The following is a 23,990-nucleotide window of genomic DNA, read 5'->3' as shown; positions in this document are numbered from 1 at the left end:
TATGACCTGGAGGTTACGCTATGGACAAGCTTCGCAAATACCCAGACTCTCCATTAACCAATGAAGAATGGAGCCAACTGGACGCTACTGTAGTCGACATGGCCCGCCGTCAACTCGTGGGACGTCGCTTTATCGATATTTACGGTCCGCTCGGTGAAGGTATCCAGACGATCACCAATGACGTATACGATGAATCGCGCTTCGGCGGTCTGTCCTTGCGCGGCGAATCGCTGGAAATGACACAGCCAAGCCGCCGCGTAAGCATGACAATCCCGATTCTTTACAAAGATTTCATGCTTTACTGGCGCGATGTCGCGCAAGCTCGCACACTGGGCATGCCGCTTGACATGAGTGCCGCTGCCAACGCCGCTGCTGGCGGTGCGCTGATGGAAGACGACCTGATCTTCAACGGAGCGGCTGAGTTTGATCTGCCTGGTCTGATGAATGTAAAAGGCCGCCTCACGCACCTGAAGAGCGACTGGATGGAATCCGGCAATGCGTTCGCTGACATCGTGGAAGCGCGCAACAAGCTCTTGAAAATGGGTCACAGCGGTCCTTATGCGCTGGTCGTGTCCCCCGAGCTGTACTCCCTCCTGCACCGCGTACACAAAGGCACCAACGTGCTGGAGATCGAGCATGTGCGCAACCTGGTGACAGACGGCGTATACCAATCGCCTACGATCAAGGGACGCTCCGGCGTGCTGGTGGCTACAGGCCGCCACAACCTCGATCTGGCGATTGCCGAAGACTTCGACTCCGCTTTCCTCGGAGACGAGCAAATGAACAGCCTGTTCCGTGTATACGAGTGCGTAGTGCTGCGCATCAAGCGCCCTAGCGCCATCTGCACATTGGAAGAAACAGAAGAATAAACAGCCTCGGATGGCGCAAACAAACCATCCCGGCCAACACGAAAAACGTATCCATTCGATCTGATCGCTTGGATACGTTTTTTTATGGCTTTTTCTCCATATTTTTCTATTTCCCTCTTGCTTTTTCCAGATCTTAGATTAAAATAAGAACAAACGTTCCTTTTTTAGTTATGGAACGCAAAATCGGCGGGAGAGGTGTTAGCCAGTATGATTCAGTCACTGCACAACATTGACTTTTTTCAAGAACAAATCGGTTCCGGCGTTCCGATTGTCATGCTTCACGGTTTTTCGCTCGATCATCACGTCATGAAAGGCTGCATGGAGCCTGTTTTTGCTGAGCGCGAAGGTTTTCGCCGACTCTATATCGACCTGCCCGGTATGGGAAAGACGAAAAATTACGACAGCGTGCAAAATACGGACGACATGCTAGAGGCTGTTCTGCACTGGATTGATCGTGAACTGCCAGGCGAACCGTTCCTCCTCGCTGCGGAGTCGTACGGAGGTTATTTGGCGCGTGGAGTCATCGAAAAGCGCAGAGAGCAAGTCAAAGGCGCCCTGTTCATCTGCCCGAGTGTTTTCCCCAAAATGAGCCAGCGCACGCTGCCAGACAAAGTCATTTTGGTAGAAGAGCAAAGCCTGTGGGACAAGCTGACAGAGTCGGAGCGCGCCGAGTTCGAAGCCATGGCTGTGGTCGCCACAGAAGAGACATGGGACCGCTACAAAACAGAGATTATAAGCGGGTACAGCATCGCGGACTTCCCCTTTTTAGAACGACTGAAAACATCGTACGGCTTCTCTTTCCCGCTTGATACGCAGCTTTTTCCCCATCCTGGATTGTTCGTCGTAGGCAAGCAGGATCATGTCGTCGGCTACCAGGACGCATGGAGCTTGCTTCCTCACTATCCACGCAGTTCTTTTGCCGCGCTCGATTGCGCTGGACACAATCTGCAAATCGAACAGCCCACGCTGTTCACAGAGCTTGTCCATGAGTGGCTGAACCGGGTCGAAAGAGAGCTTTCTTTGTCCTTGTCCTAACAATAAAAAAGACAATCAGCTTTTCAGCAGCATGATTGTCTTTTTGCATCCTTTTGCTTTTCACTTACACGCCCCGGACGCTATTGCGTCACGAGACTTTTGCTGTACTCTGTAAACGCTTTGCCGAGTCTTGCGATGGCGAGCTGCGTATCTTCGCGGTTCAACAGTGTGTAGTTCAAGCGCATTGTGTTGTGCTGCGGCTCGGCGGCGTAAAACGGCTTGCCTGGCACGAATGCCACGCCTTCTTGTACAGAGCGGGCCAACAGCTTCTCTGCGTCCACATCGGCTGGCAAGTTGACCCACAGGAACATGCCTCCGCGCGGCTTTTCCCACTGCACGCCATCCCAGCTTTGTGCGAGCAAAAGCTCGTTCATCCATTCCATGCGCTCTTTGTAGGAAGCGCGGATTTTTTCGATGTGGCTTTCCAGATCGAAGCGGGAGAGCAACTCGTGCAGCGCGATCTGGTCAATGGTGCTGGACTGGAGGTCGACGGCTTGCTTCGCTTTTACCATCATCGAAATGACGCGCTGGTCGCCGATTGCCCATCCGGTGCGCAGACCAGGAGCAACGATCTTGGAAAACGTGCTGGTATAGACGACACAGGAATTGGTCGGATGTTCGTCGAGCGAGAAAATCGAGCGGTACGAAGCTTCGCCGTCAAACTGGATTTCGCCGTACGGATCGTCCTCCAGAATGAGAATGTTGTTTGCCTTGCACTGGGCGAGCAAGCCCTGGCGGCGTTCGAGGCTCCATACTTTTCCCGTAGGATTCGCAAAAGTCGGAATGACGTAGACCATTTTCGGACGATACTGCGCGATCTTTTTCGCCAGATCCTCCAGGTCCATCCCTTCCGAATCACCTTCCACCGGAATGGCGCGAATCCCCCGGAACTGGAACAATTGGACTGCAGCCAGATACGTTGGATTTTCTACCAGCACGACGTCGCCTTCATCCAAATAGACTCGACACAGTAAGTCGACGGCCTGCTGGGAGCCGGTGGTCAACAGCATATTGTCCAAGCCTACGTTCATATGTTTTTGCTTCATTCGTGAGGCTACCCACTCCCGAAGCGGGATATATCCGTCTGTCAAACCGTATTGCAACGATTTCGCGCCCAGATCGAATGCCCGATTAAACGCTTCGCGCATTTCCTGGATGGGAAAAGAATCCTCGGCTGGCAGGCCACCTGCGAGCGAGAGCACTTGATTGCCTTGGGTCAGCTTCAAGATTTCCCGGACAGCCGAGGAGGATAATGCATCTACTGATTTCGAAAATGTGTACTCCATGTTCCGTTCCCCCTTGATTTTGCTTATTCTTGTTTTATCACTGTCGATAGGCAAAGTCCAATCCCCGCTGGCTATGAGCGGATAGGTTTTGGCTATGTCGAGCGATTGTTCAATCGACTGCTTCCTCGGCTAAGGTGATCAGGATGCCGCTAACTGCTGCCTAGTGTGCCGTGCCGTTGCAGGCTGTTTTCCCATGTAAAAAAGCCACTGCCCGCTTTTCGCGCAGGCAATGACCCTACTTTTCGATGCACCAGTCCGCTGTGCGAAAATCTGTGTACACCCCTTTTGTCTCGGTCGAGCAGGAATAGCTTTTGTGGTGAGTGAGATCGAGCAGCGTCAATCTGACGCCGTGCTTCGCCCCGGTATCAATGCCGATCCGGTCAGCTTCTGCCCAGATGTCTCCCGGCGCAACCCCCATGCGATAGGTGGGAGTGTGACCAAAGACGACGATCCACTCGTAGCGAGACGAGCTGTTCCAAAACTCCTCGCGAATGGAAAGCAGATCGACCTGCTGCTGGGCAGCGAGCGCGATTCCCGGGCGAATGCCCGCATGGACGAACAAGTATGGTCCGTACTCGATGTACAATGGCAATCCGGCGACAAAGGCAACGGCTTGCTTGATCGACTCTGGCTGCTCTTCTGCCGCATGCTGGTCGAGAAACCATTGCTCCAGATTGCCCCGCACGGCTGCCGCCCCTTCTTGCAGCAGCCCTTGCACAAAAGAGAGCGTCTCCCACGTCTCCGGGCTTTTGTCGATATAGTCGCCGAGCAGAAACAGCCGATCGACTTTCGGATCGTACTGGGCCAGCTCCAGAAGCTGCTTTGCCCCTGCACCGTGCCCGTGAATGTCTGAAATGGCAAGGATACGTGACATGACTTCGCTCACCTTTCGTCCAGATGAGGAAACAAGTAAGCGGCTGATGGCTTCAGGCAGACGTATCCCCGTTCCGTATTTTCCAGTCGCTCCGCGTGAAAAAAGGCCAAAGTCTGTCCTCCGCCGATTTCACCGAGGATGCGCCAGCGATTGCCCTCGTATGTGCTGTGCACGACGCGAACAGGCAAACTGTTTGCCTCCGGCTGCTGCGCCCACTCTGCTTCTTCGGGACGAAACAAAAGGTCAATCTGCTCGCCGTCTGCAAGCGCCGACTGGACATGAGCGCTATCCCCGCTTCCTTTTGCGGCGGGTATTGTACCCTCGACGAGCGCTTCTCCGATGAGCGCGATGTCGCGGCCAGCTGCCTTGCGCAACGTGCCCGTCAGCTGATTGCCGGCCCCCAGCAAAGATGCGGCAGAGCGTGTCGCTGGCTGCTCGTAGCAATCTTGCGGCGCTCCCATCTGATCGATCGCCCCCGCTCTCATGATGACCAGCCGATCTGCCATGGCAAACGCTTCATCCGGATCGTGTGTCACATGAAAGACGGTTGTTCCCAGACGGCGGAACAAGTAAGCCATTTCCGTGCGCATGCGGATGCGCAGCCGCATGTCGAGATTGGATAGCGGCTCATCCAGCAAAAGCAAATCCGGCTCTGTGGCAAGCGCGCGAGCAATCGCCACACGCTGCTGTTGGCCTCCTGAAAGCTGGGGCGGCAGGCGTTGCTCCAGTCCTTCGAGACGCAGCAAGCTGACAAGCTCGGCAATCTTGGCCTTTATGTAATCCGCTTTCGCTTTTTTGCGCTGCAATCCATAAGCGATGTTCTCGTAGACCGTCATGTGCGGCCACAGGGCGTAGTCTTGAAACACCATGTTGATATTGCGCTTTTCCGGGGGCACCAGTCGCGTAGGCGAAGCGACCTGCGCACCTCGCAGTTGCACTTCTCCCGCATCTGGCTGCGTCAGCCCGGCAATGACTTGCAACAAAGTCGACTTCCCGCAGCCGGATGGTCCCAGGACGCTGATGATTTCTCCCTTTTGGACGGACAAATCAATTCCGCGCAGGGCAGCATAGTTGCCAAACGATTTGTGTACTCCGCGAACTTCCAGTATCGGATTCAAGCATGATCTCTCCCAGCTTTCCATTTTTTCGGCTGAAACAACAGCTCGACAATGACGATGATCAGGACGACCAAACCGCCGCCCATCAAGGTCGAAGCCGCCGCGTAAGCGAATTTCAGATCTTCAAACGCCTTGTTGATAAAGACGGGCAAGGTCATAAAATCAGGCGGGAACAAAATCGAAGTCGCCGCCAAATCAAACACACTGCTGCCAAAAGCGGACAAGCCTGCTGCGACGAGCGCCCCGCGGATCAACGGCAGCAAAATCCACCTCACGCGCTGGACGAAGCTTGCTCCCTGCATTTGCGCAGCTGCCAGCAGCTGCCCTGGCACTTTTGCCATCGCGCCGACAATGACCCGCGTAATGATCGGGATGGCACCTGCCACACTTGCCAGCGCGAGAATCCACGGCGTTCCGTACAGCAACAAGCCGATCGGTTCGAGCCAACGCTGATTCCAGACAAAAATATAGCCAATGCCGAGAACAACGCCAGGTACAGCCAGCGAGACCAGCGAGATAACGTCGACAGCCCTGCGGTATTTGAACGGCGAATACGTCAGCACGTAGGCGACGAAAAATCCGACGATCAGTCCGATAATGCCTGCGGTAGCGGCGATGCCAAGCGAATGCAGCAAGCCGTCCAGCAAGGCTTCTCCATTGGCAAACAGCTCTTCGTAATGACGCAGAGTCAATCCTTGCAAGCCCTGATCCATGCTCGATGTATCCGAGATGGACATGAGCAGGTTCGCCCCGAACGGAATGCCGATGACGACCAGCAAAAAGCTGATGCAGCCGATATTCAGCCACATGCTGCCCCGCTTTGTTGTCTTGCGCTCCTGTCTGGTCGCCCGGGAGGACAGTACATCAAACCGCGCCTTGCGCATCACATAAAACTGAATGCTCATCGCAGCGACAATCAGCAGCACGAGGTAAAACGACAGCACTCCCGCCATGTCAAAGCGGATGGGCGACGTGTACAGAGCCGAATAAATCGAATACGGCAGCGTCGGAAAACGGAAGACAGCAGCAATTGAAGCTGGCAAGCCGAAGTCGCCGATCGTATCCATGAACACGAGCAGCGCCCCGGAACAAATCGCAGGCAGCAATAACGGCAGCTCTACCGTGCGCCAGACCGTCCAGAGCGAGCTGCCGCACAATCTGGCTGCCTCTCCCAATCGGTCCACCTTCCATTCCAGCGCACTCGCAATCGCCAAGTAAGCGAGCGGGAATTTGCTGAGCGACATCACCACAACCAGACCTTCTGGCGAAAAGACGAGACTTGTGATCCAGGTCCAGCCCAGCCAGGCGTTCGCCAGACCATCTGCCGCAGCAAACATCACCCAGCCTTGCGCCAAAATGAACGATGGCGTAATCAGCAACACCCAGACCGCCAGATCGAGCAGCCTTGCCGTTTGAAACGACCAGCGCGAACGGACGATAGCCAGTGCGCAGCCGAGCGCTGTCGCAAATACCGTCGTTCCTACGCCAAGGTATAAGGAATTTTTCAAGGAAGCCAGCCAGAGCGGCCGAGTGAACACGTCCAGCAGCAGCGATAAATCCCCGGTGTTCCACTGCCCGAAAAAGACACCGGGCAACAACACTTGAATGATGACAGCAGCAAGCGGCAATAAAATCAGGAAAAAGAGAATGGCCAGCACGAGCCAGCCCATTCGGTTTCCATATGTCCCTAGCAATCTCATCGCTTTACTTTACCGCTTTGTCGGCAAACCATTGCTTGATTTCCGCTTCATGCTCGGAAGCCCACTCTGGATCGGCGACGACCAGCTTGGCATTGGCAGCCCGGTCTTTTTTGGCAACGGCTCCTTTTGCGGACGGCTCGAAGTAGCTTTCTTCTCCCTGATCGATCAATTGCTGCTGGACCTTCGGATCGAGAATGAAGTCGATAAACGCTTTCGCTGCTTCCACGTTTTTCGTATCCTTCTGAATCCCGGCTACGCGCACAGATGCAGGCGCTCCTTCTTCTGGCCAGATGATTTCAACAGGCTCTTTTTTGTTTTTCAGCGTGTAGGCATTGCTTTCTTGCAGGGCTGCCAGTTTGATCTCGCCCCCTGTCAAAGCTTTTGCCACATTCGGATTTTTCGGGTAGACGCGAGCGCCGTTTTGCAGCAGCAGATCGAAGTAAGCTTTGCCTTTGTCCATGCCCTCCTGCTGGAAAAACCAGGCGACAAACGGATAGGCCGGAGCAGCTACCGCCGGGTCCGCCATGCCGACCATATTTTGAAACTCCGGCTTGACCAGATCGTTCCACGATTTCGGAGCTTTGTCTGCCGGGAGTTGTTTCGTATTGGCAATGATGACACCCGCTGCATGCGCACCTGTCGGGTAGTACGTTTTGTTCGCTGGAACGAGCTTCGCCGCAAAGTCTGTCAAGCCCGCAGCGTTATTCGGCGTCCAGCCTTCGAGCAGTTGTCCGTCTTTGCCCAGCTTGTGAATCGACGGCATCGCGTCCATCCAGACGACATCCCAGTGCGGATTGCCTTTTTCCGCTTCGATCCGCGACATGATTTCTGCTCCGTTGCCAGAGACGAGTTTGACTTTGTAGCCTGTCTCTTTTTCAAACATCGGGCCGATGATCTCATCGAAGTCATTGAGATAGACGACGAGCGGCTCTCCCTTCGACTTGTCTTCTTTTGTTGGCGCGCTCCCGGTTGTTGTGGATGCTGCCGGCTGATTGCCCGCTTTGTCTGTACCTGATGCTGCCGGAGTGGTGGAGCCTTGTCCACATCCTGCAAAAAGCAAAGACGTTGAGACGAGCAGCGTCAATACGGACCATTTTGGCTTGCGATTTTTCTTGTTCATTCCGTTTCCCTCCCATTTCTTTTCCTACCGACAACTTTACGCGATTAGTGTGAGCGGAAAGTAAATGAGATGCTAAGCTTGTGTTAAATAACGTCTATGTTTATTGATGGAACGATAGAGAGTATCTATACTGGTGGCGGAGGGATCGACTCGATGAATATTCAGCAATTGCGCGTATTTGCCGTTTCCGCTCAATGCAAGTCGCTGACCGAAGCCGCCGAAGCTTTGCATATCAAGCAGCCAACCGTCAGCTTTCACCTGAAAAAACTGGAGAGCGACCTCGGCGTGGAGCTGTATTACAAGCAGCCGCGGCACTTTCGCCTGACGGAAGCAGGAGCGGCGCTCTTGCCTTATGCCCGCAGAGTGTCCACTTTGCTCACAGAGGCCGGACAAGTCATGGAGGAGTTTCGCCACGGCGGCAGAGGAACGCTGAAAATCGGGGCGAGCTATACGCCTGCCACCTACTATCTTCCCCCTTATCTGGCTTCATTTCAGGCGGAGCATCCGCACGTCCTGCCGATTTTGACCGTAAAAAAAGCGCGGCCGCTCATGGAGCTGCTGCGCGATTTTGAGATCGATTTGGCGATTGTCTCGTTGTCCATGCAGCCCCAGGACGGTCTGCATGTCATTCCGCTGCTTGCCGACGAGCTGCGCCTCGTTCTCGCTCCGCAAAATCCGCTTGCCCAAAAAAACGTGATCGAGCTGACTGATTTGCAATCCGAGCCGTTTCTCATTCACGAAGCAGGCTCCACCTCACGCGAGCTTGCTGAACTTTGGGCCCAGGAAAACCAGCTGCGCTGGCAAGTGCGCATGGAGCTGGGGGCGATCGAGACGATCAAGGAAGCGACCAAACACAACATGGGCGTCAGTGTCCTGCCGTATCGCAGCGTCGTGCGCGAAAGCGAGACTGGTGAACTGATCGTTCGCGAACTGCCCGGCTACGTCAATCGCCGGCACATTTGCCTCGTCTATCGCCAGGACGACATCATGCCTTATCCGGTCCAGAGCTTCATCCGGTTTTTGCAGCATCAACGCCCGCACGCAAAAAGCCCCTCTCCGCTGTAAAAGGGAAAGGGGCGATTATGTAAATCAAATAGCTATTCTACGCGATGCGAACAACACGAGCCTTTTCTGCTTGCGGCAAGAAAGACAAGTCTACGTGTCCGCGTGCTTCATCCAGTCCGATGTCCTCTGCCAAAAGCAGCGCTTCTTCCTGGAAAGTCGGCGTACAGCTTCCTTCGTTCAGCTCACAGAGACGCTTCAAACGCTTCAAGCGATCCGCGCATTTCTCTGCACGCATGCATTCATTGGTCAGCTCACATACATTTACATGGCGCGCATCTGCGATCATGCTGATATCATCTACGTGCACAATCAGCCGCTTGCCTTCTTCTGTGACGAATCCGATCGAGCAAAAATGCGCACCTGACATTTCCAAACGAGTGAGAACCGCATTGGCAAAAATCTCTCCCGTGCGCAGTCGAACCTGAGCTGCTTCAATGGCTCCACCGATCTTCCGCTCGTTGGCGATCACCGTATACATGTCCGTGTAACCGTTAATCTGATAGCGCATAGTACCCTCCCGCTCTTGCTGAGATCAATTATCATTACCATCCTATAATGAAAATCATTATCTGTCAACGGTGAGAATGATTTTTATTCGCCTTGCCTGTCTTGGTTTCCAAAAACGCATGGCCCTTACATTTTACCCAGAAAATCTCCTGCTATTCCCCTGATTTCCAAACAAAAACCGCACTTTCTCATGCAGGAAAGTGCGGTCCGTTCTCATCCTATTTGATATTGGCAAACAGTCCCAATTTCTCAATGCGCTGTACCGCTTCCGCCAGACGTTCTTCACTCGACAACAGCGCGGCGCGAACGTATCCTTCCCCGGTAGGGCCGAAGCCGTCACCGGGAGCAACGACGACATGCGCTTTTTCCAGGAGCAAATCGGAAAACTCGATGGAAGTGAATCCGGCTGGAACCGGAAGCCAGGCAAAAAACGAGCCTTGGGACGGCGGCGCTTGCCAGCCGATGCGGTGCAGATTGGAGAACAAGGCGTTGCGTCTGCTTTCGTAAACAGCCACCAAATCCCGAACGCATTGTTGCGATTCGGTCATCGCGGTTACCGCGGCCATTTGCACAGCACCGAACAGGCTGACGAAATAATGATCCTGAATCAAATTGATCAGTCTCACCAGCTCGCGGTTGCCGACCATCGCCCCTACGCGCCAGCCAGCCATGTTGTACGTTTTGGACAAAGTGTAAAACTCGACACCGACCTCTTTTGCCCCTGGCACCTGCATGAAGCTGACCGGCTTTTTGCCGTCGTAGCTGATCGCGCCGTAGGCAAAGTCGTGGCAGACGACGATCTCATGCTTGCGGGCAAATTGAATCGTTTCCTCGTAAAATTCAAACGGCGCATTCACCGCTGTCGGGTTATTCGGATAGTTCAAAAACATCAGCTTGGCCCGATCCAAATCGGCTTGCGGAATTTTGCTGTAGTCCGGCAAAAACTGATTTTCTGCTGTCAGCGGCATCATCGACATCCGACCATTGACGACCGCCACACCCGACCAGTAATCCGGATAGCCCGGGTCCGGTACGAGCGCGACGTCGCCTGCGTTCATCAGCACCTGGCAAATTTCCACCAGTCCTGTTTTGCTGCCGAACAAAACCGCTACTTCTTCTTCCGGATCAAGGTCTACGTCAAATTGTTGTTTGTACCAGTGCGCAACAGCCTGCTTCAGTTCCAGTCGGCCGGAAAAAGGCGGGTACTTGTGGTGAAGCGGGTTGGCTGTATGTGCTTGCAGCGCTTCTACGATGTGGGGAGGAGTCGGCAAGTCCGGGTTTCCCTGCCCCAGGTTGATCACATCGTGCCCGTTGGCGATGACTTTATTTACTTTCGCTACCAGCGTCGCGAAAAATTGGGTTGGCAGTCGGTCAATCATGTCGGAAGGTTGGATACGCATTTCTCTTCAGTTCCTTTCTTTTCGCCCATACAGCAAAAACCCCCTTTTTCCGTACAGAAAAAGGGGGAGATCAGCTTGGTCACGTCCTTATCTGTCAGGAATGCTCCTGCTGGAATTGGCACAGCATCTGCATCGCTACACGCGCAGATCCGCTGCCGGGCTTCATAGGGCCAGTCCCTCCGCCTCTCTTCATAAGTAAATCACACGGAATATACTGTTTTTAATCTTCTTCATACTACATTGCCTGCTCTCGGCGTGTCAAGATGCTTCCCCGCAGACGCTCGCCTTTTTTCGCTACATCTTTTCTGCGGTTGGCACAGCCACCTTTTGACGGCGATTCAAAAACGTTGTGTGGAAGGCGAAAAACGCCACGGACAAGAGCGCAAGCCCTGCCATGATGTACAAAAGCCCTTGCGCCTGGAAGTGCTGGAAAATGATCGCGCCGAGCAACGGTCCGAGCATCCGCCCTGCCGAGCCTGTTCCCGCGATCAGCCCTTGAATAAAGCCTTCACGTCCTGCTGGCGTAATTTGTGCGGCTACGGCAGGAACGGCTGGCCAGACGAGCATTTCGCCCAACGTCATGATAAACATTGCGGCGACGAAGCCCGCATAGGAGGTCGACTGCGACAAAATCAGCATCGACAAGGCAAAGACGTAGGAGCCGAGCAGCATTTGCGCTTTCAGCGTGCGAGCAAAGCGGCGAATGACCCAGGCGATCAGCGGTTGACCAAACAGGATCAAGCCGCCATTCAGCGTCCACAGCAAGCTGTACTGGCGCAAGGAGATGCCCAAAGATTGCATGTAAGTCGACAACACCGTCGTCCATTGCACGTACACAATCCAGCTGATCAGCAAGCCGCTGCACAAAAACAGCAAGGCTCCCCAAACCACTTTTCGCGTTGGCTGAAGCTCTCCTGCGCCATGTGCGCCAAGCTGTCCGTCAGCATCGGTCTTGCTCGTGTCCGACTCGCCCGCTGGCGAAGCAGGCAGTGGCCGATTCTCCGCCGCTTTCAGATGGCGCGGCAAAAAGATCACGAAGATGGCGAGAACGATCATTTGCGTGAGTGCGTTCCCGAAAAAGGTCCAGGAAAACGATACGCTCGCCAAAAGTCCGCCCAGCGCCGAGCCTGCCGCCACTCCCGCATTCAACGCGACGTAAATCATGTTGATTCCTTTGCGCCCGCCTTCCGGCCACAAAACGACCGCCAGCGCGTTCATGACAGGAGACAGCGTTCCGTAGAACAGCCCGTTTAACAGCAGCAAGATCGTATACACGGTAAAATCGTGCGTAAGTCCAAGACCGATTGTAATCAAAATAATGCCGACAGAGCCGATTATGATCGTCCGCATTCTTCCCCAGCGGTCAAACAGCATGCCACCCGTGATGCTTCCGATCAAAAACGCGCCCTGGTTCAATAACAGCAAAAAACCCGCTACAGGCAGCGGCTTCCCCAAGTAATCGTGAATGTAAATTGTGACGAGCGGCCATATACATGCCATACCCGTAGAAAAAATGATGGCAGCAACCGCCAGAAGACGAATGCTGCTCGGATAGGATTCCCATTTCTGTCTCATGATCTAGTTCTCTCCCCGACGAAAATCGCCGTTCTTCCCGCCTGATTTGCTCAACAGACAGGTCGGCCCGATGACCATGCCTTTGTCCATCGCCTTGCACATGTCGTACACCGTAAGAGCAGCAACGCTTACCGCTGTCAAAGCTTCCATCTCGACGCCTGTTTTTCCGGTCGTCCGCACGCTTGCTTCCAGGCCCAGCGTCGTCTCGTTTTCAAAAGTGAAGCGAATATCAATCCCGGTCAAGGAAAGCGGATGACACATCGGAATGATGTCCCACGTCTTTTTCGCAGCCATGACTCCCGCTACTTGCGCGACTGCCAGCACATCCCCCTTCTCTACCCGCCCTTCGCGAATACGCTGAAGCGTCTCGGGCTTCATGACGATTTTGCTTTCCGCTACGGCCTCCCGCTTGGTGATGTCTTTTTCCGAAACATCCACCATGCGTGCACGGTTTTGTTCATTAAAATGCGTCAGTTGATCACTCATGTTCCTGTTCGTCCTCCATTTGTACGATCCCGTAACCCGCTTACAACTTTGCTTCTTCTACCTTACTCCCGCCGCTTGCGAAAAGCAATGGGAACACCGCGAGATTTGTCTTTGGCAAATCATGTCGCACCGCTTTCACTATCTTGCTGATTTATTGCCGAAAACGTACGGAATCGCGAAAACAAAGGTATACTGTGCGTACATTGGCAACTGTTAAGGAGGCGCAAACAAAATGAACAAAAATCAGCACATATACTGGGCAAAAGTAGAGCATGGCGAGTGGAGTCTGTACATCGCAGCAACAGAGAAGGGACTTGCTTTCGTCGGCTCCAATCACCACCCGATTGACGAATTGGCACAATGGGCAGCGCGGCGCAAACCCCGATACGCTCTCGTCCAGGATGCGGCTCGGCTGGCTCCGTACGCCAAAGAGATCATCGAGTATTTGCAGGGAGAACGCCAGCAGTTTTCAGTCGCCCACGATCTGTCGGGCACTCCTTTTCAACAAGCGGTTTGGCAGGCGTTGCAGCAAATTCCGTACGGACAGACGGCCTCTTACTCCGACGTTGCTGCCCACATCAACAACAGCGCGGCTGTCCGGGCAGTGGGCGCAGCGATTGGCGCCAATCCGTTGTTGTTGACGATTCCGTGCCATCGGGTGGTCGGAAAAGACGGGAAGCTTACAGGCTATCGCGGCGGCCTCCCCATGAAAACAGAGCTGCTCAAGCTGGAGAAAACGAGCGTGAAACGGAGCGCTGTCCATGTCTGACACGTTGGCGAATCGAATCGACGCGCAAAGCTGGGAGCAGATCGTTCATGAGTTGGATGCACAAGGCTACGCCACTCTCCCGCGCCTATTAAAGGAAGAAGAATGTCAGGAGTTGATCGCGGGCTACTCCGCTGACTCGCTTTTTCGCAAAACAATCCCGATGGAGCGCTACCGCTTTGGCAGCGGCGAATATCGCTACTATCAGGCTCCGCTGCCGCCGCTCGTCCAACAGCTCAGGGCAAGCTTGTATCCCCGGCTGGCTCCAGTAGCCAATCATTGGGGGCAACTGCTCGGACATACGGCTGCTTTCCCTGCGGCTCTGACTGATTTTCTCGATCATTGTCACCAGCACGGACAGACCAGGCCGACGCCGCTGATTTTAAAATACGAAGCAGGCGGCTACAATTGTCTGCATCAGGATATGTACGGAGAGCTGTTTTTTCCGTTTCAGGTTGTGTTTGTCTTAAATCAGCAGGAAAAAGACTTTTCCGGCGGGGAATTTCTCCTGACAGAGCAACGGCCACGCGCGCAAAGCAGAGGTCATGTGATAACCTTGGAACAAGGGGCGGGATTGATTTTCCCCACCTCCTACCGCCCTGTAGCCGGAACGCGTGGCTACTACAAAACGACGATGCGTCACGGAGTCAGCACGATCACGACAGGCACGCGGTACAGCCTGGGCATCATTTTCCACGACGCTACGTAAAAGAAGGGATTAGCTTGAAAAGCACGCTCTTTTACAAACAACCGAAGTCGCTCCTGAATAAAGGCAGCGGCTTTCTCGCGGATTACACGCATTCGCTCAACCCGTACACAGGCTGTTCGTTCGCCTGTTCTTACTGTTACGTGCGGCAAATGCCTGTCTCGCTGTTTCGCGGTTTGGACTGGGGCACGTGGGTCGACGTCAAAACCGAAGCAGCCACACTGCTTGCCAAAGAGCTGAGCAAAGCAAAGGCAAAAGGCAAGGTCACGATTTTCATGTCGTCGAGCACAGACCCTTATCAGCCTGCGGAGTACCGGGAAAAGGTGACGCGCTCGCTGTTGGAAGTCATGGCGGACAATCCACCCGACTTTTTGCTCGTTCAGACGCGCAGCCCGCTGGTCACACGCGATATCGATTTGCTCGTTCAACTCGGAGAGCGTGTACGGGTCAGCATGACGGTGGAAACCGACCGGGAGGATATGCGCAAGCTGTTTTCGCCGCAGGCTCCGCCGATTGCGGCTCGGCTGAAAGCGTTGGAGCGACTGGCTGCCGCTGGCGTCCCGACCCAGGCGACGATCGCTCCGGCCTTGCCGAGCACAGAAGCGTTTCCCGACTTGCTGCGGCCGCTGGTCACGCGCGTCTGCCTGGACGATTTTTATATGGGAGACGGCAGCGGCGGCAAACGGACGAGCAAAAACGGCATCCCCGCCCTGTTCAGCGAAGCGGGACTAGAGGAATGGGCGGGACCTTCCGCGTATCGGATCGTCTACAAGCGGCTGTTGCGCGTCTTCGCCCCTGGCGAAGTCAAAATCAGCCAGGAGGGATTCGCCCCCTAGCCCTTTTAGCGTGCACCTTGCAGCCCTTCGCTCATTGGCATCTCTCTCCGATTGTGATATCGTCAAGCCATAGAGAACTGTCATTTACAAGCGGAAGTGAGGAATTGCCTTGACGATTACCGTATTGTTGTTTGCCGGACTGGCCGAACGCGCCAATGCCCGCGACATCCAATTGACTTTGCCAGAAAACGCTACTGTACACGATCTGCTGCAAGCAATCCGGGAAGAGTACCCTGTCCTCGCCCCGCTGCTCGGCAGCAGTTTTGTTTCCATTAATCACGAATACGCCCAGCCTGATCGCGTCATTTCCGCTCAGGATGAGATCGCTCTTTTGCCTCCAGTCAGCGGCGGCGAAGAAGTGCCCTTTTTTGCCGTTACCCGGGAAAAGCTCTCGGCGGACAAGCTGGTCAGCCTCGTGAGCAACCCGCACGCAGGCGCGATTCTCACCTTTGTCGGGACGGTGCGCGAATTTACGCACGGACAGCGCACGGTCTACCTGTCCTATGAAGCGTACGAACCGATGGCAGTGGAAAAAATGAAGCAGGTCGCGGACGAGATCAAGGAACGCTGGCCTGGCGCGACCGTCGCGATGCATCATCGCATCGGAGACTTGGCTGTAGAGGAAATCGCAGTCGTCGTCGCCGTCGCTACTGCGCACCGCAACGAGTCTTTTGAAGCAGGGCGCTACGCCATCGAACGACTGAAGCAAATCGTTCCGATCTGGAAAAAAGAAATGTGGGAAGACGGCAGCGAATGGAAAGGCCACCAGCAAGGCCCGTGGAATCCGCTTGCCTCCGAGTACGGAAAGGAGGAGTAGTCGCTTTGGATACACGCTATTCCCGTCAAATCCTGTTTCATCCGATCGGACGCAGCGGGCAGGAGAAGCTCGGACAAAGCCGTGTGGCCATCGTCGGCATGGGGGCGCTTGGCACCGTGCTGTCGAATCATCTGGTTCGCGCCGGAGTAGGCTTTGTCCGCCTGATCGACCGCGACTTCGTGGAGCCGAGCAACTTGCAGCGGCAGATGCTCTACGACGAGACGGATGCCGCCGAGCATTTGCCAAAAGCGATTGCAGCCCACGCCAAGCTGTCGAACATCAATTCATCCGTCGTCATCGAACCGATTGTCGCCGATCTGTCCGCCTATAACGCCGAGGAACTGCTTTCTGACGTCGATCTGGTGCTGGATGCGACAGACAACTTCCAGGTTCGCTATCTGGTCAACGACGTCTGCGTCAAGCACGGCATTCCGTGGGTGTACGGCGGTGCTGTCAGTGCGACGGGCACGTTTACCACGATCCGTCCCGGCATCACGCCATGTTTGCGCTGTTTGTTCCCGGAAGCTCCCAACCCGGGCGAAATGCCCACTTGCGATACAGCGGGCGTCATCGGCCCGATCATTCATATCGTAGCTTCGTATCAAGCTACCGAAGCGTTCAAGCTGTTGGTCGGCGCAACAGACGACCTCAACTTGAATCTGGAGCATTTTGAAATCTGGCAAAACCGCCACCAGCAAATCAAAGTGGCGAATGCCCGCCGCAGCGATTGCCCAACCTGCGGCAAGCACGAGTACACCTTTTTGCAGCCCGAATCACAGGACGGACAGGCAGTCTCTCTCTGTGGCCGAGACACGGTGCAAATCTCGCCGGGAGCTGCTGTCTCGCTCGATTTGGACGCTCTCGCAGCACGGCTCGCTCCACTGGGCCGAATTGAGCAAAACAAATTCCTGCTCCGCTTCCACGTCGATGCATACACCCTCGTCGCCTTCCCGGACGGGCGCGTACTCGTGCAAGGAACGGATGAGGTCAGCGTAGCAAGATCGCTGCACGCCAAATACATCGGGGCGTAATGCCACGACAAAAAGACCTTGAGAATGTATGGCTCTCAAGGTCTTTTTCTTTTTCGATGCTGTTCCTCGGCGCCAGGCTGCCCATCTGTTTGAGCGTCCGCCTGCTCGCTCGGCCATGCTACTGTAAAAGTCGTTCCTTTTCCCGGCTCGCTCTCCACGGAAATGGTCGCCTCGTGCATCTCCACAATTTTTTTGACGATGGACAGTCCAAGACCGCTTCCGCCTGTTGTGCGATTGCGCGACTTGTCTTCCTTAAAAAACCGCTCAAAAATGCGTTCGAGATTTTCTTTGGCGATGCCGATCCCCGTATCGGAAATGCGCACCTGTACAGCGCCCTGCTGCTCGTGCAGTGCGACGCGAATCTGCCCGCCCGGCTCGGTGAACTTGATGCTGTTGGCAAGCAGATTGTTCCACACCTGGCTCATCATGTCCTCGTCAGCCACGATGTACACCTTTTCCAGATCAAGCTCCATTTCAATTTCTTTGTCCAGCCATTGCGGCTCGCAAGCCAAAATGATTTGTTGCAACTGCTGATCGAGACGATAGCGCTTGCGTTCAAACGGGTGATGCTTGCCCTCCAGCGAGGTCAGCTTCAACAAGTTGTCGCTGATTTTGGACAAGCGGTTGCTTTCCGTTTCGATGATCTCCAAGTAATGTTGACGCTCTTCGGCGCTCAGGCTGTCGTTTTGCAGGGCGCGGGCGAAGCCGCGAATCGAAGTCAGCGGCGACTGGATTTCATGCGAGACATTGGAAATGAACTCTTGGCGCATGTTCTCCATTTCCTGCAATTGCTCCGCCATGTGATTGATGCCCGCCACGAGTTGCCCCCACTCCCGCTCCACTTTGAAATCCAGATTCACGTTGAAATCTCCTTTGGCAATCCGTCTTAACGCATCGATCAGCAATTGAAACAGCTCCAGATGTCGCGGACGGACAAAGCGAGAAATCACAGACGCTATGAGAATAAACAAAACGAAGCTGAGGAAAGAGCTGACTACTGCTCGAATAAATTCGCTCTGCGTAAGTCCGGCATAGTGGAAAACGAAACCGGTCGCCCAATACGCCCCAGCCCCGCAGGCGATGAGCAAAGCCACCAGCCCGACCAGAAACAGCAGTTTCAGAACGATAAACTTGCGACTGGAATGGGACAAATGGTTCGGCATTTGTTTTGGCTGTTTCATTTGTCCAGCTCCAGTCGATAACCGAGGCCGCGGACGGTGCGGATGCGAAAGCCGTACTCCCCTTCCGTAAAACGCTCGCGCAGCCGATTGATGTGCACGTCGACGGTACGTTCGTTGCCTTCAAAATCGTAGCCCCAGATTTGCTCGATCAACTGCTCGCGCGGAATCGTCTGCCCCGGATAGCTCGCCAGCTTGAACAACAGTTCAAACTCTTTCAACGGAATCGTCCACGCCTTGTCCTGACACGCAATCTCGAACGTCTTGCGATCCAACTGCAAAAGCCCTGCCTGTACTTTGTGGGAGGCGGCGATTTTGTAGCGCTTGAGCAGCGCTTTTACCCGCACAGCCAGTTCTGCCGGCTCAAACGGCTTGACGAGATAATCGTCCGTTCCGAGTTCGAAGCCTTTGACTTTTTGTGCCGTCTCTCCTTTGGCCGTCAGCATGAGCAGCGGGGTATCGTAATGCTCACGCAATTGTCGGCACAGCTCCCAGCCGTCCATCTGCGGCATCATAATATCGAGGATGACCAGATCGGCACCGGGCGATTCCATTTTTTTCAGCGCCTCGACGCCATTTTCCGCTTCCACGACCTCGAAGCCCTCGTTGCGCAAAAAGACGCGGACAAGCTCACGAATGTGCGGATCATCGTCCACTACCATAATTTTCGTCATGTCGCCTGCACCTTCTCCTTCATCAGCAATTGCTGGCTAGCCAGCTCCTTGTACATGTCGTGCGATTCAAACAGTTGTTCGTGCGTTCCCATTCCGGTTATTTTGCCTTTTTCCAGGAAGATGATCTGATCCGCGTCCACCACGGTAGACAGTCGGTGGGCAATCACGAGAGTCGTGCGCCCCTTCATCAAGTTTTGCAACGCTTGCTGAACGATGATTTCCGACTTGCTGTCGAGGCTTGAGGTCGCTTCATCCAGCATCAAAATTTGCGGATCGCGCAGCAGGGCGCGGGCAATCCCGATGCGTTGACGTTGCCCTCCCGACAGCTTGACGCCTCGCTCTCCTACTTGAGTGTCGTAGCCATCAGGCAATTCGTCAATAAACTGGTCCGCGTACGCCATCGCCGCCGCTTGTTTCAGTTCTGCTTCGCTAATCGGGCGGGAAATGCCGTAGCAAATATTTTCCCGGATCGTCCCTGCAATCAAAGGGCTTTCCTGGGAGACGTAGCCGATCTTGCTGCGCCATGATGCCAACGAAAACGTATCGATCGGATCATGTCCCAAGCGAATTTCGCCTTCTGCTGGCTGATAAAACCGTTCCAGCAAGGCGAACAGCGTCGTTTTGCCGCTTCCGCTCGGCCCGACAATCGCCGTCACTTTTCCCGCCGGAATCGTAAAGCTGACCTGATCGAGAATGCGCTCCCCGTTTTCGTAGGCAAAGCCCACTTTGTCCAGTTGGATCGGCAGCGCTGCATTTTCCAGTGTGCGACCTGTCTCGTGATCTTCCTCCGGTTCCTCCAATGTAGCTATGATTCGCTCTGTTGCGCCCATTGCCTTTTGCAGTTGGGTAAAAAATTGGGTAAACTGCCCCAGCGGCATGATGATCTGAACGAGGTACAAAATAAACGCGACAAGTTCGCCAGCGCTCAGAGCGCCAGTCGCAACGCGCATCCCGCCGTAGCCCATGATCACGACGAGCAACACCATCAAAACAAACGAGATCAACGGCCCGATCATCGCCTGCACGCGTCCTTCTTTCAGCCCGTAACGGAACAGGTTGCCAATCCCCCGGCTTCCGGCTGCGTACTCATGCGGCTCGGCGTTTTGCGCCTTGACCAGCCGCACCTCGGACAAGACTTGATTCATGACCGTGGTAAAGCTCGCTGTCTCATCTTGCAGCCCTTTGGAGATTTTGTACATTTGCCGGCCTAACGGGACGAGAATCGCGATGGACAGCGGGACGGCGATCAGCATCGTCAGCGTCATTTGCCAATCGAGGTACAACAGCGTTGCCACCGATCCGATGATGGCGATAATTCCGGTAAAAAAGTTGGCGAGGTGCTCGCTGATCAGTCCTTTGACAACCCCGGTGTCGTTCGTCATCCGGCTGATCGTTTCTCCCGTGCGATGGTTGTCATAATAAGCGACGGGCAGGACGAGCAGCTTTTTCCACAAGCGCTCACGCAGCGCAGCCACAATGCTCTGGCCGACGTGATTCAACAAGTAAATGGACAAGCCGCTGGCAATGGCTTGCGCGACGAAAGCAATCATCAACAGCGCAATTTGCCCCTGGCTGATCGTCGAAAGGGTGAAGCTGTCGACGAGGTCTTTCGTAAACATCGGAATGACCAGACTGACCACAGTCGTCGCGATGCTCATAAACAAGGCGATGCCGAGCTTCATTTTGGACGGCTTCGTTGCCTTGATGAGTTGATAAAAAGGTCGCCAATTTCCCAATCCGGGTCTTTGGTTGGTCGTTTGTTCTTTCATATAGCTGACTCCTCTGCTTGTTTTTCGTGACAAGTGATACGATAACGGATGAATGTAAACGAAATATAAACGGGATAATACATGAAGTCTGGATATTTTTCCTTCATTAAATACAACGGGAAACATACCGGTTTGTTTTTTCTCCCATCATTTTTGTATATAAATGATGAATTTGGGGTAGAAGCCGGGAAACAAATCGAGTATAATAAGTTCGTAATAAGGAAACGAAACTGCGTTTCACCAGATGAAACCCCAAGTTACAATAGGGAGGTTGTATACATTGGCTAAACAAGATGCTTACAAAGTGAAATCTTCCCTGCAAGTAGGCGACAAGTCTTTCGCGTACTATCGCCTGCAAGGATTGGAAGAACAAGGACTCGGCGATGTTTCCAAACTGCCGTTCTCCATTAAAGTTTTGCTTGAGGCTGCTGTACGTCAGTTCGATGGCCGTGCGATCACCAAAGAACACGTACAACAACTGGCGACCTGGACAAAAGGCCGCGACGAAAACCAAGAAGTACCACTCATGCCAGCTCGTATCGTCCTGCAAGACTTCACAGGCGTACCTGCTGTCGTTGACTTGGCAGCGATGCGTATCGCGATGAAGCGCGCTGGTGGAGATCCAAAACGAATCAACCCGCTCGTGCCTGTTGATCTCGTAATCGACCACTCCGTAATGGTTGACGATTTCGGTAATGCAGCAGCTCTGGACAACAACATGAAGCTCGAATTTGAACGCAACCAAGAGCGCTACCGTTTCCTGCGTTGGGCGCAAACAGCGTTTGACAACTTCCGTGCTGTTCCTCCAGCTACTGGTATCGTTCACCAAGTAAACCTGGAGTACTTGGCAACTGTTATCGCTACTCGCGAAGTAGATGGCGAACTCGTTGCTTTCCCTGACTCTCTGGTAGGTACTGACTCCCACACCACTATGATCAACGGTCTTGGTGTTCTTGGTTGGGGTGTCGGTGGTATCGAGGCAGAAGCAGGAATGCTCGGTCAACCTCTGTACTTCGTAACACCAGAAGTTGTCGGCTTCAAACTGACTGGCACCCTGAATGCTGGTGCAACGGCAACTGACCTCGCCCTGACTGTTACGCAAATGCTGCGTAAAAAAGGTGTGGTAGGTAAATTCGTGGAGTTCTACGGCCCTGGCCTGTCCAACATCTCGCTGGCTGACCGCGCTACCGTAGCAAACATGGCTCCTGAGTACGGCGCTACAATGGGCTTCTTCCCTGTAGATGCGGAGACACTCAACTACATGCGTCAAACTGGTCGTGAAGAAGACCTGATCTCTCTGGTAGAAACTTACACCAAAGCACAAGGTCTGTTCCGTACCGACGACACTCCAGACCCAGTCTTCTCCGAAACATTGGAACTGGATTTGTCCACTGTCGTACCAAGCTTGGCTGGTCCAAAACGCCCGCAAGACCGCGTAGAGCTGACTGCTATGAAGGAATCCTTCAACAACAGCCTCCGTACGCCAATCGACAAAGGCGGATTTGGTCTTTCCGAAGAGAAAATCGCAGCAAGCGCACCAGTTGCTTATCCAAACGGTGAAACCGCTACGCTGAAAACAGGTGCTGTCGTGATCGCAGCGATTACTTCCTGTACCAATACATCAAATCCTAGCGTAATGCTGGGTGCAGGTATCCTGGCGAAAAAAGCAGTGGAAAAAGGTTTGAAAAAGCCTCCTTTCGTGAAAAGCTCCCTGGCTCCAGGTTCCCGCGTCGTAACGCAATACCTGACTGACGCTGGTCTGATTGATTCTTTGGATGCGATCGGATTCAACGTAGTCGGCTACGGTTGCACCACTTGCATCGGTAACTCCGGTCCATTGCCAGAAGAAACCAGCAAAGCAATCGCTGACGAAGACCTGACAGTAGCAGCTGTTCTGTCCGGTAACCGTAACTTCGAAGGACGTATCCATGCACAGGTAAAAGCGAACTACCTCGCTTCTCCTCCATTGGTTATCGCCTACGCACTGGCTGGTACTGTAGACATCGACCTGACTACAGAACCAATCGGTACTGGCAAAGACGGAGAGCCTGTTTACCTGAAAGACATCTGGCCAACTCCACAAGAAATCTCGGAAGCAATGGGCAAAGCAATGAACCCAGACCTGTTCCGTGCCGAGTACGGCCAAGTGTTCACACAAAACGAAGCTTGGAACAAAATCGACGTTCCAACTGGCGATCTGTACGAGTGGGACGAAAAATCCACCTACATCCAAGAACCGCCATTCTTCAAAGACCTTGCTGGCGAAATCGCAGCGATCGCAGACATCAAAGCAGCGAACACCATCGCTCTGTTCGGTGACTCTGTGACAACTGACCACATCTCCCCAGCTGGTAACATCTCGCCAACCAGCCCTGCAGGTATTTATCTGCAAGCAAATGGCGTAGAGCGCAAAGACTTCAACTCCTACGGCGCTCGTCGTGGTAGCCACGATGTCATGATGCGCGGTACGTTTGCCAACATCCGTATCCGCAACCAAGTGGCTCCTGGCACTGAGGGCGGCGTAACGAAATACTTGCCATCCGGCGAAGTTATGTCCATCTACGATGCTTCCATGAAGTATCAAGCAGACGGCACTCCACTCGTTGTACTGGCTGGTAAAGAGTACGGTACTGGTTCTTCCCGTGACTGGGCAGCAAAAGGTACTTTCCTCTTGGGCATCAAAGCGGTTATCGCTGAGAGCTTCGAGCGTATCCACCGTGCGAACCTCGTAGGTATGGGCGTTCTGCCTCTGCAATTCGCTGACGGCCAAAGCTGGAAGTCCCTGGGCATCGACGGCACTGAGTCCTTCAGCATCCTGGGTCTCTCCGACGAAGTTCAGCCAGGCCAACGCGTAAAAGTAGAAGCAACCAAACAAGACGGCAGCAAGTTCGAGTTCGAAGTAATCGTTCGTCTCGACTCCATGGTAGACGTAGACTACTACCGCAACGGTGGTATTCTGCAAACTGTTCTTCGCCAGCTGCTGGACGAAGGCAAACCAGTAAACGCGTAAGTTTTCGCGACACAAATAAGTTCGTAACAGCACCCACCCAAAAAAGCAGGCCCCGGAGTTTTCGGCGGCCTGCTTTTTCGTGTTCTGGAGCACGTACAAAAACCACCACAAAAAGTCTGTGGTGGTTACTGATTTACTACTCTCCTGGCGTTTGGTTTGGAAAGAAAG

General features: G+C 54.0%; 21 protein-coding genes and 1 riboswitch. Of the genes, 9 read left to right on the top strand and 12 right to left on the bottom strand.

Annotation, left to right across the window (positions count from 1 at the left end):
• Positions 1–20: 20 nt before the first annotated feature.
• Together M2298_RS16600 and M2298_RS16595 are read left to right on the top strand one after the other, a co-directional pair.
• Positions 21–869, top strand: a complete 849-nt coding sequence (locus M2298_RS16600; RefSeq protein ID WP_063228109.1) for a family 1 encapsulin nanocompartment shell protein — start codon at positions 21–23, stop codon at positions 867–869.
• A gap of 207 nt (positions 870–1,076) precedes the next feature.
• Positions 1,077–1,904, top strand: a complete 828-nt coding sequence (locus M2298_RS16595; protein WP_173596900.1) for an alpha/beta fold hydrolase — start codon at positions 1,077–1,079, stop codon at positions 1,902–1,904.
• An 80-nt stretch (positions 1,905–1,984) separates the two neighbouring features.
• Here the strand turns inward: M2298_RS16595 and M2298_RS16590 are convergent, their stop codons facing one another.
• The 5 genes from M2298_RS16590 to M2298_RS16570 form a co-directional block, all read right to left on the bottom strand.
• Entirely contained in the window at positions 1,985–3,190 is a 1,206-nt protein-coding gene (locus M2298_RS16590) for an aminotransferase-like domain-containing protein (RefSeq protein WP_122964004.1), read from the bottom strand.
• 235 nt (positions 3,191–3,425) lie between these two features.
• Positions 3,426–4,064 carry a metallophosphoesterase gene (locus M2298_RS16585; protein ID WP_280648757.1) on the bottom strand — a complete coding sequence of 213 codons (639 nt, stop codon included), beginning with the start codon at positions 4,062–4,064 and terminating at the stop codon, positions 3,426–3,428.
• Between the two features lie 8 nt (positions 4,065–4,072).
• Positions 4,073–5,182 carry an ABC transporter ATP-binding protein gene (locus M2298_RS16580; protein WP_254223352.1) on the bottom strand — a complete coding sequence of 370 codons (1,110 nt, stop codon included), beginning with the start codon at positions 5,180–5,182 and terminating at the stop codon, positions 4,073–4,075.
• Positions 5,179–6,882 (bottom strand): ABC transporter permease, encoded by a 1,704-nt coding sequence (locus M2298_RS16575; protein ID WP_217022319.1) that lies wholly within the window; start codon positions 6,880–6,882, stop codon positions 5,179–5,181. Before M2298_RS16575 ends, M2298_RS16580 begins: the two co-directional genes overlap by 4 nt.
• Before the next feature lie 4 nt (positions 6,883–6,886).
• Positions 6,887–8,002 (bottom strand): extracellular solute-binding protein, encoded by a 1,116-nt coding sequence (locus M2298_RS16570; RefSeq protein ID WP_217022320.1) that lies wholly within the window; start codon positions 8,000–8,002, stop codon positions 6,887–6,889.
• 153 nt (positions 8,003–8,155) lie between these two features.
• Between M2298_RS16570 and M2298_RS16565 the strand changes: the two genes are divergently transcribed.
• Positions 8,156–9,067, top strand: a complete 912-nt coding sequence (locus M2298_RS16565; protein WP_254223353.1) for a LysR family transcriptional regulator — start codon at positions 8,156–8,158, stop codon at positions 9,065–9,067.
• Positions 9,068–9,104: 37 nt separating this feature from the next.
• Here M2298_RS16565 and M2298_RS16560 read toward each other — a convergent pair whose 3' ends face one another.
• From M2298_RS16560 to moaC, 4 genes are all read right to left on the bottom strand, one after another.
• Complete coding sequence (locus M2298_RS16560; protein WP_122963998.1) at positions 9,105–9,575, bottom strand: hypothetical protein; 471 nt, start codon at positions 9,573–9,575, stop codon at positions 9,105–9,107.
• 217 nt (positions 9,576–9,792) lie between these two features.
• Positions 9,793–10,974: a pyridoxal phosphate-dependent aminotransferase gene (locus tag M2298_RS16555; RefSeq protein ID WP_280648756.1), complete on the bottom strand. Its 1,182-nt coding sequence runs from the start codon at positions 10,972–10,974 to the stop codon at positions 9,793–9,795.
• Positions 10,975–11,058: 84 nt separating this feature from the next.
• Positions 11,059–11,172: riboswitch (SAM riboswitch) on the bottom strand.
• A gap of 96 nt (positions 11,173–11,268) precedes the next feature.
• A complete protein-coding gene (locus M2298_RS16550) occupies positions 11,269–12,549 on the bottom strand; it encodes an MFS transporter (RefSeq protein WP_173599133.1) in 1,281 nt (426 codons plus the stop codon).
• 3 nt (positions 12,550–12,552) lie between these two features.
• A complete protein-coding gene (moaC, locus tag M2298_RS16545; protein ID WP_063228098.1) occupies positions 12,553–13,035 on the bottom strand; it encodes a cyclic pyranopterin monophosphate synthase MoaC in 483 nt (160 codons plus the stop codon).
• 232 nt (positions 13,036–13,267) lie between these two features.
• Here moaC and M2298_RS16540 point away from each other — a divergent pair, with 232 nt between their 5' ends.
• From M2298_RS16540 to M2298_RS16520, 5 genes are all read left to right on the top strand, one after another.
• Positions 13,268–13,804 (top strand): methylated-DNA--[protein]-cysteine S-methyltransferase, encoded by a 537-nt coding sequence (locus M2298_RS16540; RefSeq protein ID WP_173599132.1) that lies wholly within the window; start codon positions 13,268–13,270, stop codon positions 13,802–13,804.
• Positions 13,797–14,510 carry a 2OG-Fe(II) oxygenase gene (locus tag M2298_RS16535; RefSeq protein WP_280648755.1) on the top strand — a complete coding sequence of 238 codons (714 nt, stop codon included), beginning with the start codon at positions 13,797–13,799 and terminating at the stop codon, positions 14,508–14,510. The genes M2298_RS16540 and M2298_RS16535 overlap by 8 nt, the downstream gene beginning before the upstream one ends.
• A gap of 14 nt (positions 14,511–14,524) precedes the next feature.
• Entirely contained in the window at positions 14,525–15,343 is an 819-nt protein-coding gene (locus M2298_RS16530) for an SPL family radical SAM protein (RefSeq protein ID WP_280648754.1), read from the top strand.
• A 109-nt stretch (positions 15,344–15,452) separates the two neighbouring features.
• Positions 15,453–16,160 carry a molybdenum cofactor biosynthesis protein gene (locus tag M2298_RS16525; RefSeq protein WP_173596893.1) on the top strand — a complete coding sequence of 236 codons (708 nt, stop codon included), beginning with the start codon at positions 15,453–15,455 and terminating at the stop codon, positions 16,158–16,160.
• A gap of 5 nt (positions 16,161–16,165) precedes the next feature.
• Entirely contained in the window at positions 16,166–17,191 is a 1,026-nt protein-coding gene (locus tag M2298_RS16520; protein ID WP_122963991.1) for a ThiF family adenylyltransferase, read from the top strand.
• 35 nt (positions 17,192–17,226) lie between these two features.
• On the opposite strand, the gene M2298_RS16515 is transcribed toward M2298_RS16520, so the two are convergent.
• The 3 genes from M2298_RS16515 to M2298_RS16505 are packed head-to-tail and all read right to left on the bottom strand — an operon-like array spanning position 17,227 to position 20,812.
• A complete protein-coding gene (locus M2298_RS16515) occupies positions 17,227–18,372 on the bottom strand; it encodes a sensor histidine kinase (protein ID WP_122963990.1) in 1,146 nt (381 codons plus the stop codon).
• Positions 18,369–19,043: a response regulator transcription factor gene (locus M2298_RS16510; protein WP_280648753.1), complete on the bottom strand. Its 675-nt coding sequence runs from the start codon at positions 19,041–19,043 to the stop codon at positions 18,369–18,371. The genes M2298_RS16515 and M2298_RS16510 overlap by 4 nt, the downstream gene beginning before the upstream one ends.
• Complete coding sequence (locus tag M2298_RS16505; RefSeq protein ID WP_280648752.1) at positions 19,040–20,812, bottom strand: ABC transporter ATP-binding protein; 1,773 nt, start codon at positions 20,810–20,812, stop codon at positions 19,040–19,042. The genes M2298_RS16510 and M2298_RS16505 overlap by 4 nt, the downstream gene beginning before the upstream one ends.
• 280 nt (positions 20,813–21,092) lie before the next feature.
• Here M2298_RS16505 and acnA point away from each other — a divergent pair, with 280 nt between their 5' ends.
• Positions 21,093–23,822 carry an aconitate hydratase AcnA gene (gene acnA, locus M2298_RS16500; protein ID WP_122963987.1) on the top strand — a complete coding sequence of 910 codons (2,730 nt, stop codon included), beginning with the start codon at positions 21,093–21,095 and terminating at the stop codon, positions 23,820–23,822.
• Positions 23,823–23,990: the final 168 nt, after the last annotated feature.

Origin of the sequence: Brevibacillus sp. 1238 (assembly GCF_029892995.1) — a bacterium.
GTDB lineage: Bacteria > Bacillota > Bacilli > Brevibacillales > Brevibacillaceae > Brevibacillus > Brevibacillus parabrevis.
The sequence above is the reverse complement of the archived record's forward strand: the minus strand, read 5'-3'. Positions and strand labels throughout refer to the sequence as shown.

Coding starts and splice junctions, on each gene's coding strand:
- M2298_RS16600 (WP_063228109.1), top strand. CDS start 21: ATGGACAAGCTTCGCAAATACCCAGACTCTCCATTAACCAATGAAGAA.
- M2298_RS16595 (WP_173596900.1), top strand. CDS start 1,077: ATGATTCAGTCACTGCACAACATTGACTTTTTTCAAGAACAAATCGGT.
- M2298_RS16590 (WP_122964004.1), bottom strand. CDS start 3,190: ATGGAGTACACATTTTCGAAATCAGTAGATGCATTATCCTCCTCGGCT.
- M2298_RS16585 (WP_280648757.1), bottom strand. CDS start 4,064: ATGTCACGTATCCTTGCCATTTCAGACATTCACGGGCACGGTGCAGGG.
- M2298_RS16575 (WP_217022319.1), bottom strand. CDS start 6,882: ATGAGATTGCTAGGGACATATGGAAACCGAATGGGCTGGCTCGTGCTG.
- M2298_RS16570 (WP_217022320.1), bottom strand. CDS start 8,002: ATGAACAAGAAAAATCGCAAGCCAAAATGGTCCGTATTGACGCTGCTC.
- M2298_RS16565 (WP_254223353.1), top strand. CDS start 8,156: ATGAATATTCAGCAATTGCGCGTATTTGCCGTTTCCGCTCAATGCAAG.
- M2298_RS16560 (WP_122963998.1), bottom strand. CDS start 9,575: ATGCGCTATCAGATTAACGGTTACACGGACATGTATACGGTGATCGCC.
- M2298_RS16555 (WP_280648756.1), bottom strand. CDS start 10,974: ATGCGTATCCAACCTTCCGACATGATTGACCGACTGCCAACCCAATTT.
- M2298_RS16550 (WP_173599133.1), bottom strand. CDS start 12,549: ATGAGACAGAAATGGGAATCCTATCCGAGCAGCATTCGTCTTCTGGCG.
- moaC (WP_063228098.1), bottom strand. CDS start 13,035: ATGAGTGATCAACTGACGCATTTTAATGAACAAAACCGTGCACGCATG.
- M2298_RS16540 (WP_173599132.1), top strand. CDS start 13,268: ATGAACAAAAATCAGCACATATACTGGGCAAAAGTAGAGCATGGCGAG.
- M2298_RS16535 (WP_280648755.1), top strand. CDS start 13,797: ATGTCTGACACGTTGGCGAATCGAATCGACGCGCAAAGCTGGGAGCAG.
- M2298_RS16515 (WP_122963990.1), bottom strand. CDS start 18,372: ATGAAACAGCCAAAACAAATGCCGAACCATTTGTCCCATTCCAGTCGC.
- M2298_RS16510 (WP_280648753.1), bottom strand. CDS start 19,043: ATGACGAAAATTATGGTAGTGGACGATGATCCGCACATTCGTGAGCTT.
- M2298_RS16505 (WP_280648752.1), bottom strand. CDS start 20,812: ATGAAAGAACAAACGACCAACCAAAGACCCGGATTGGGAAATTGGCGA.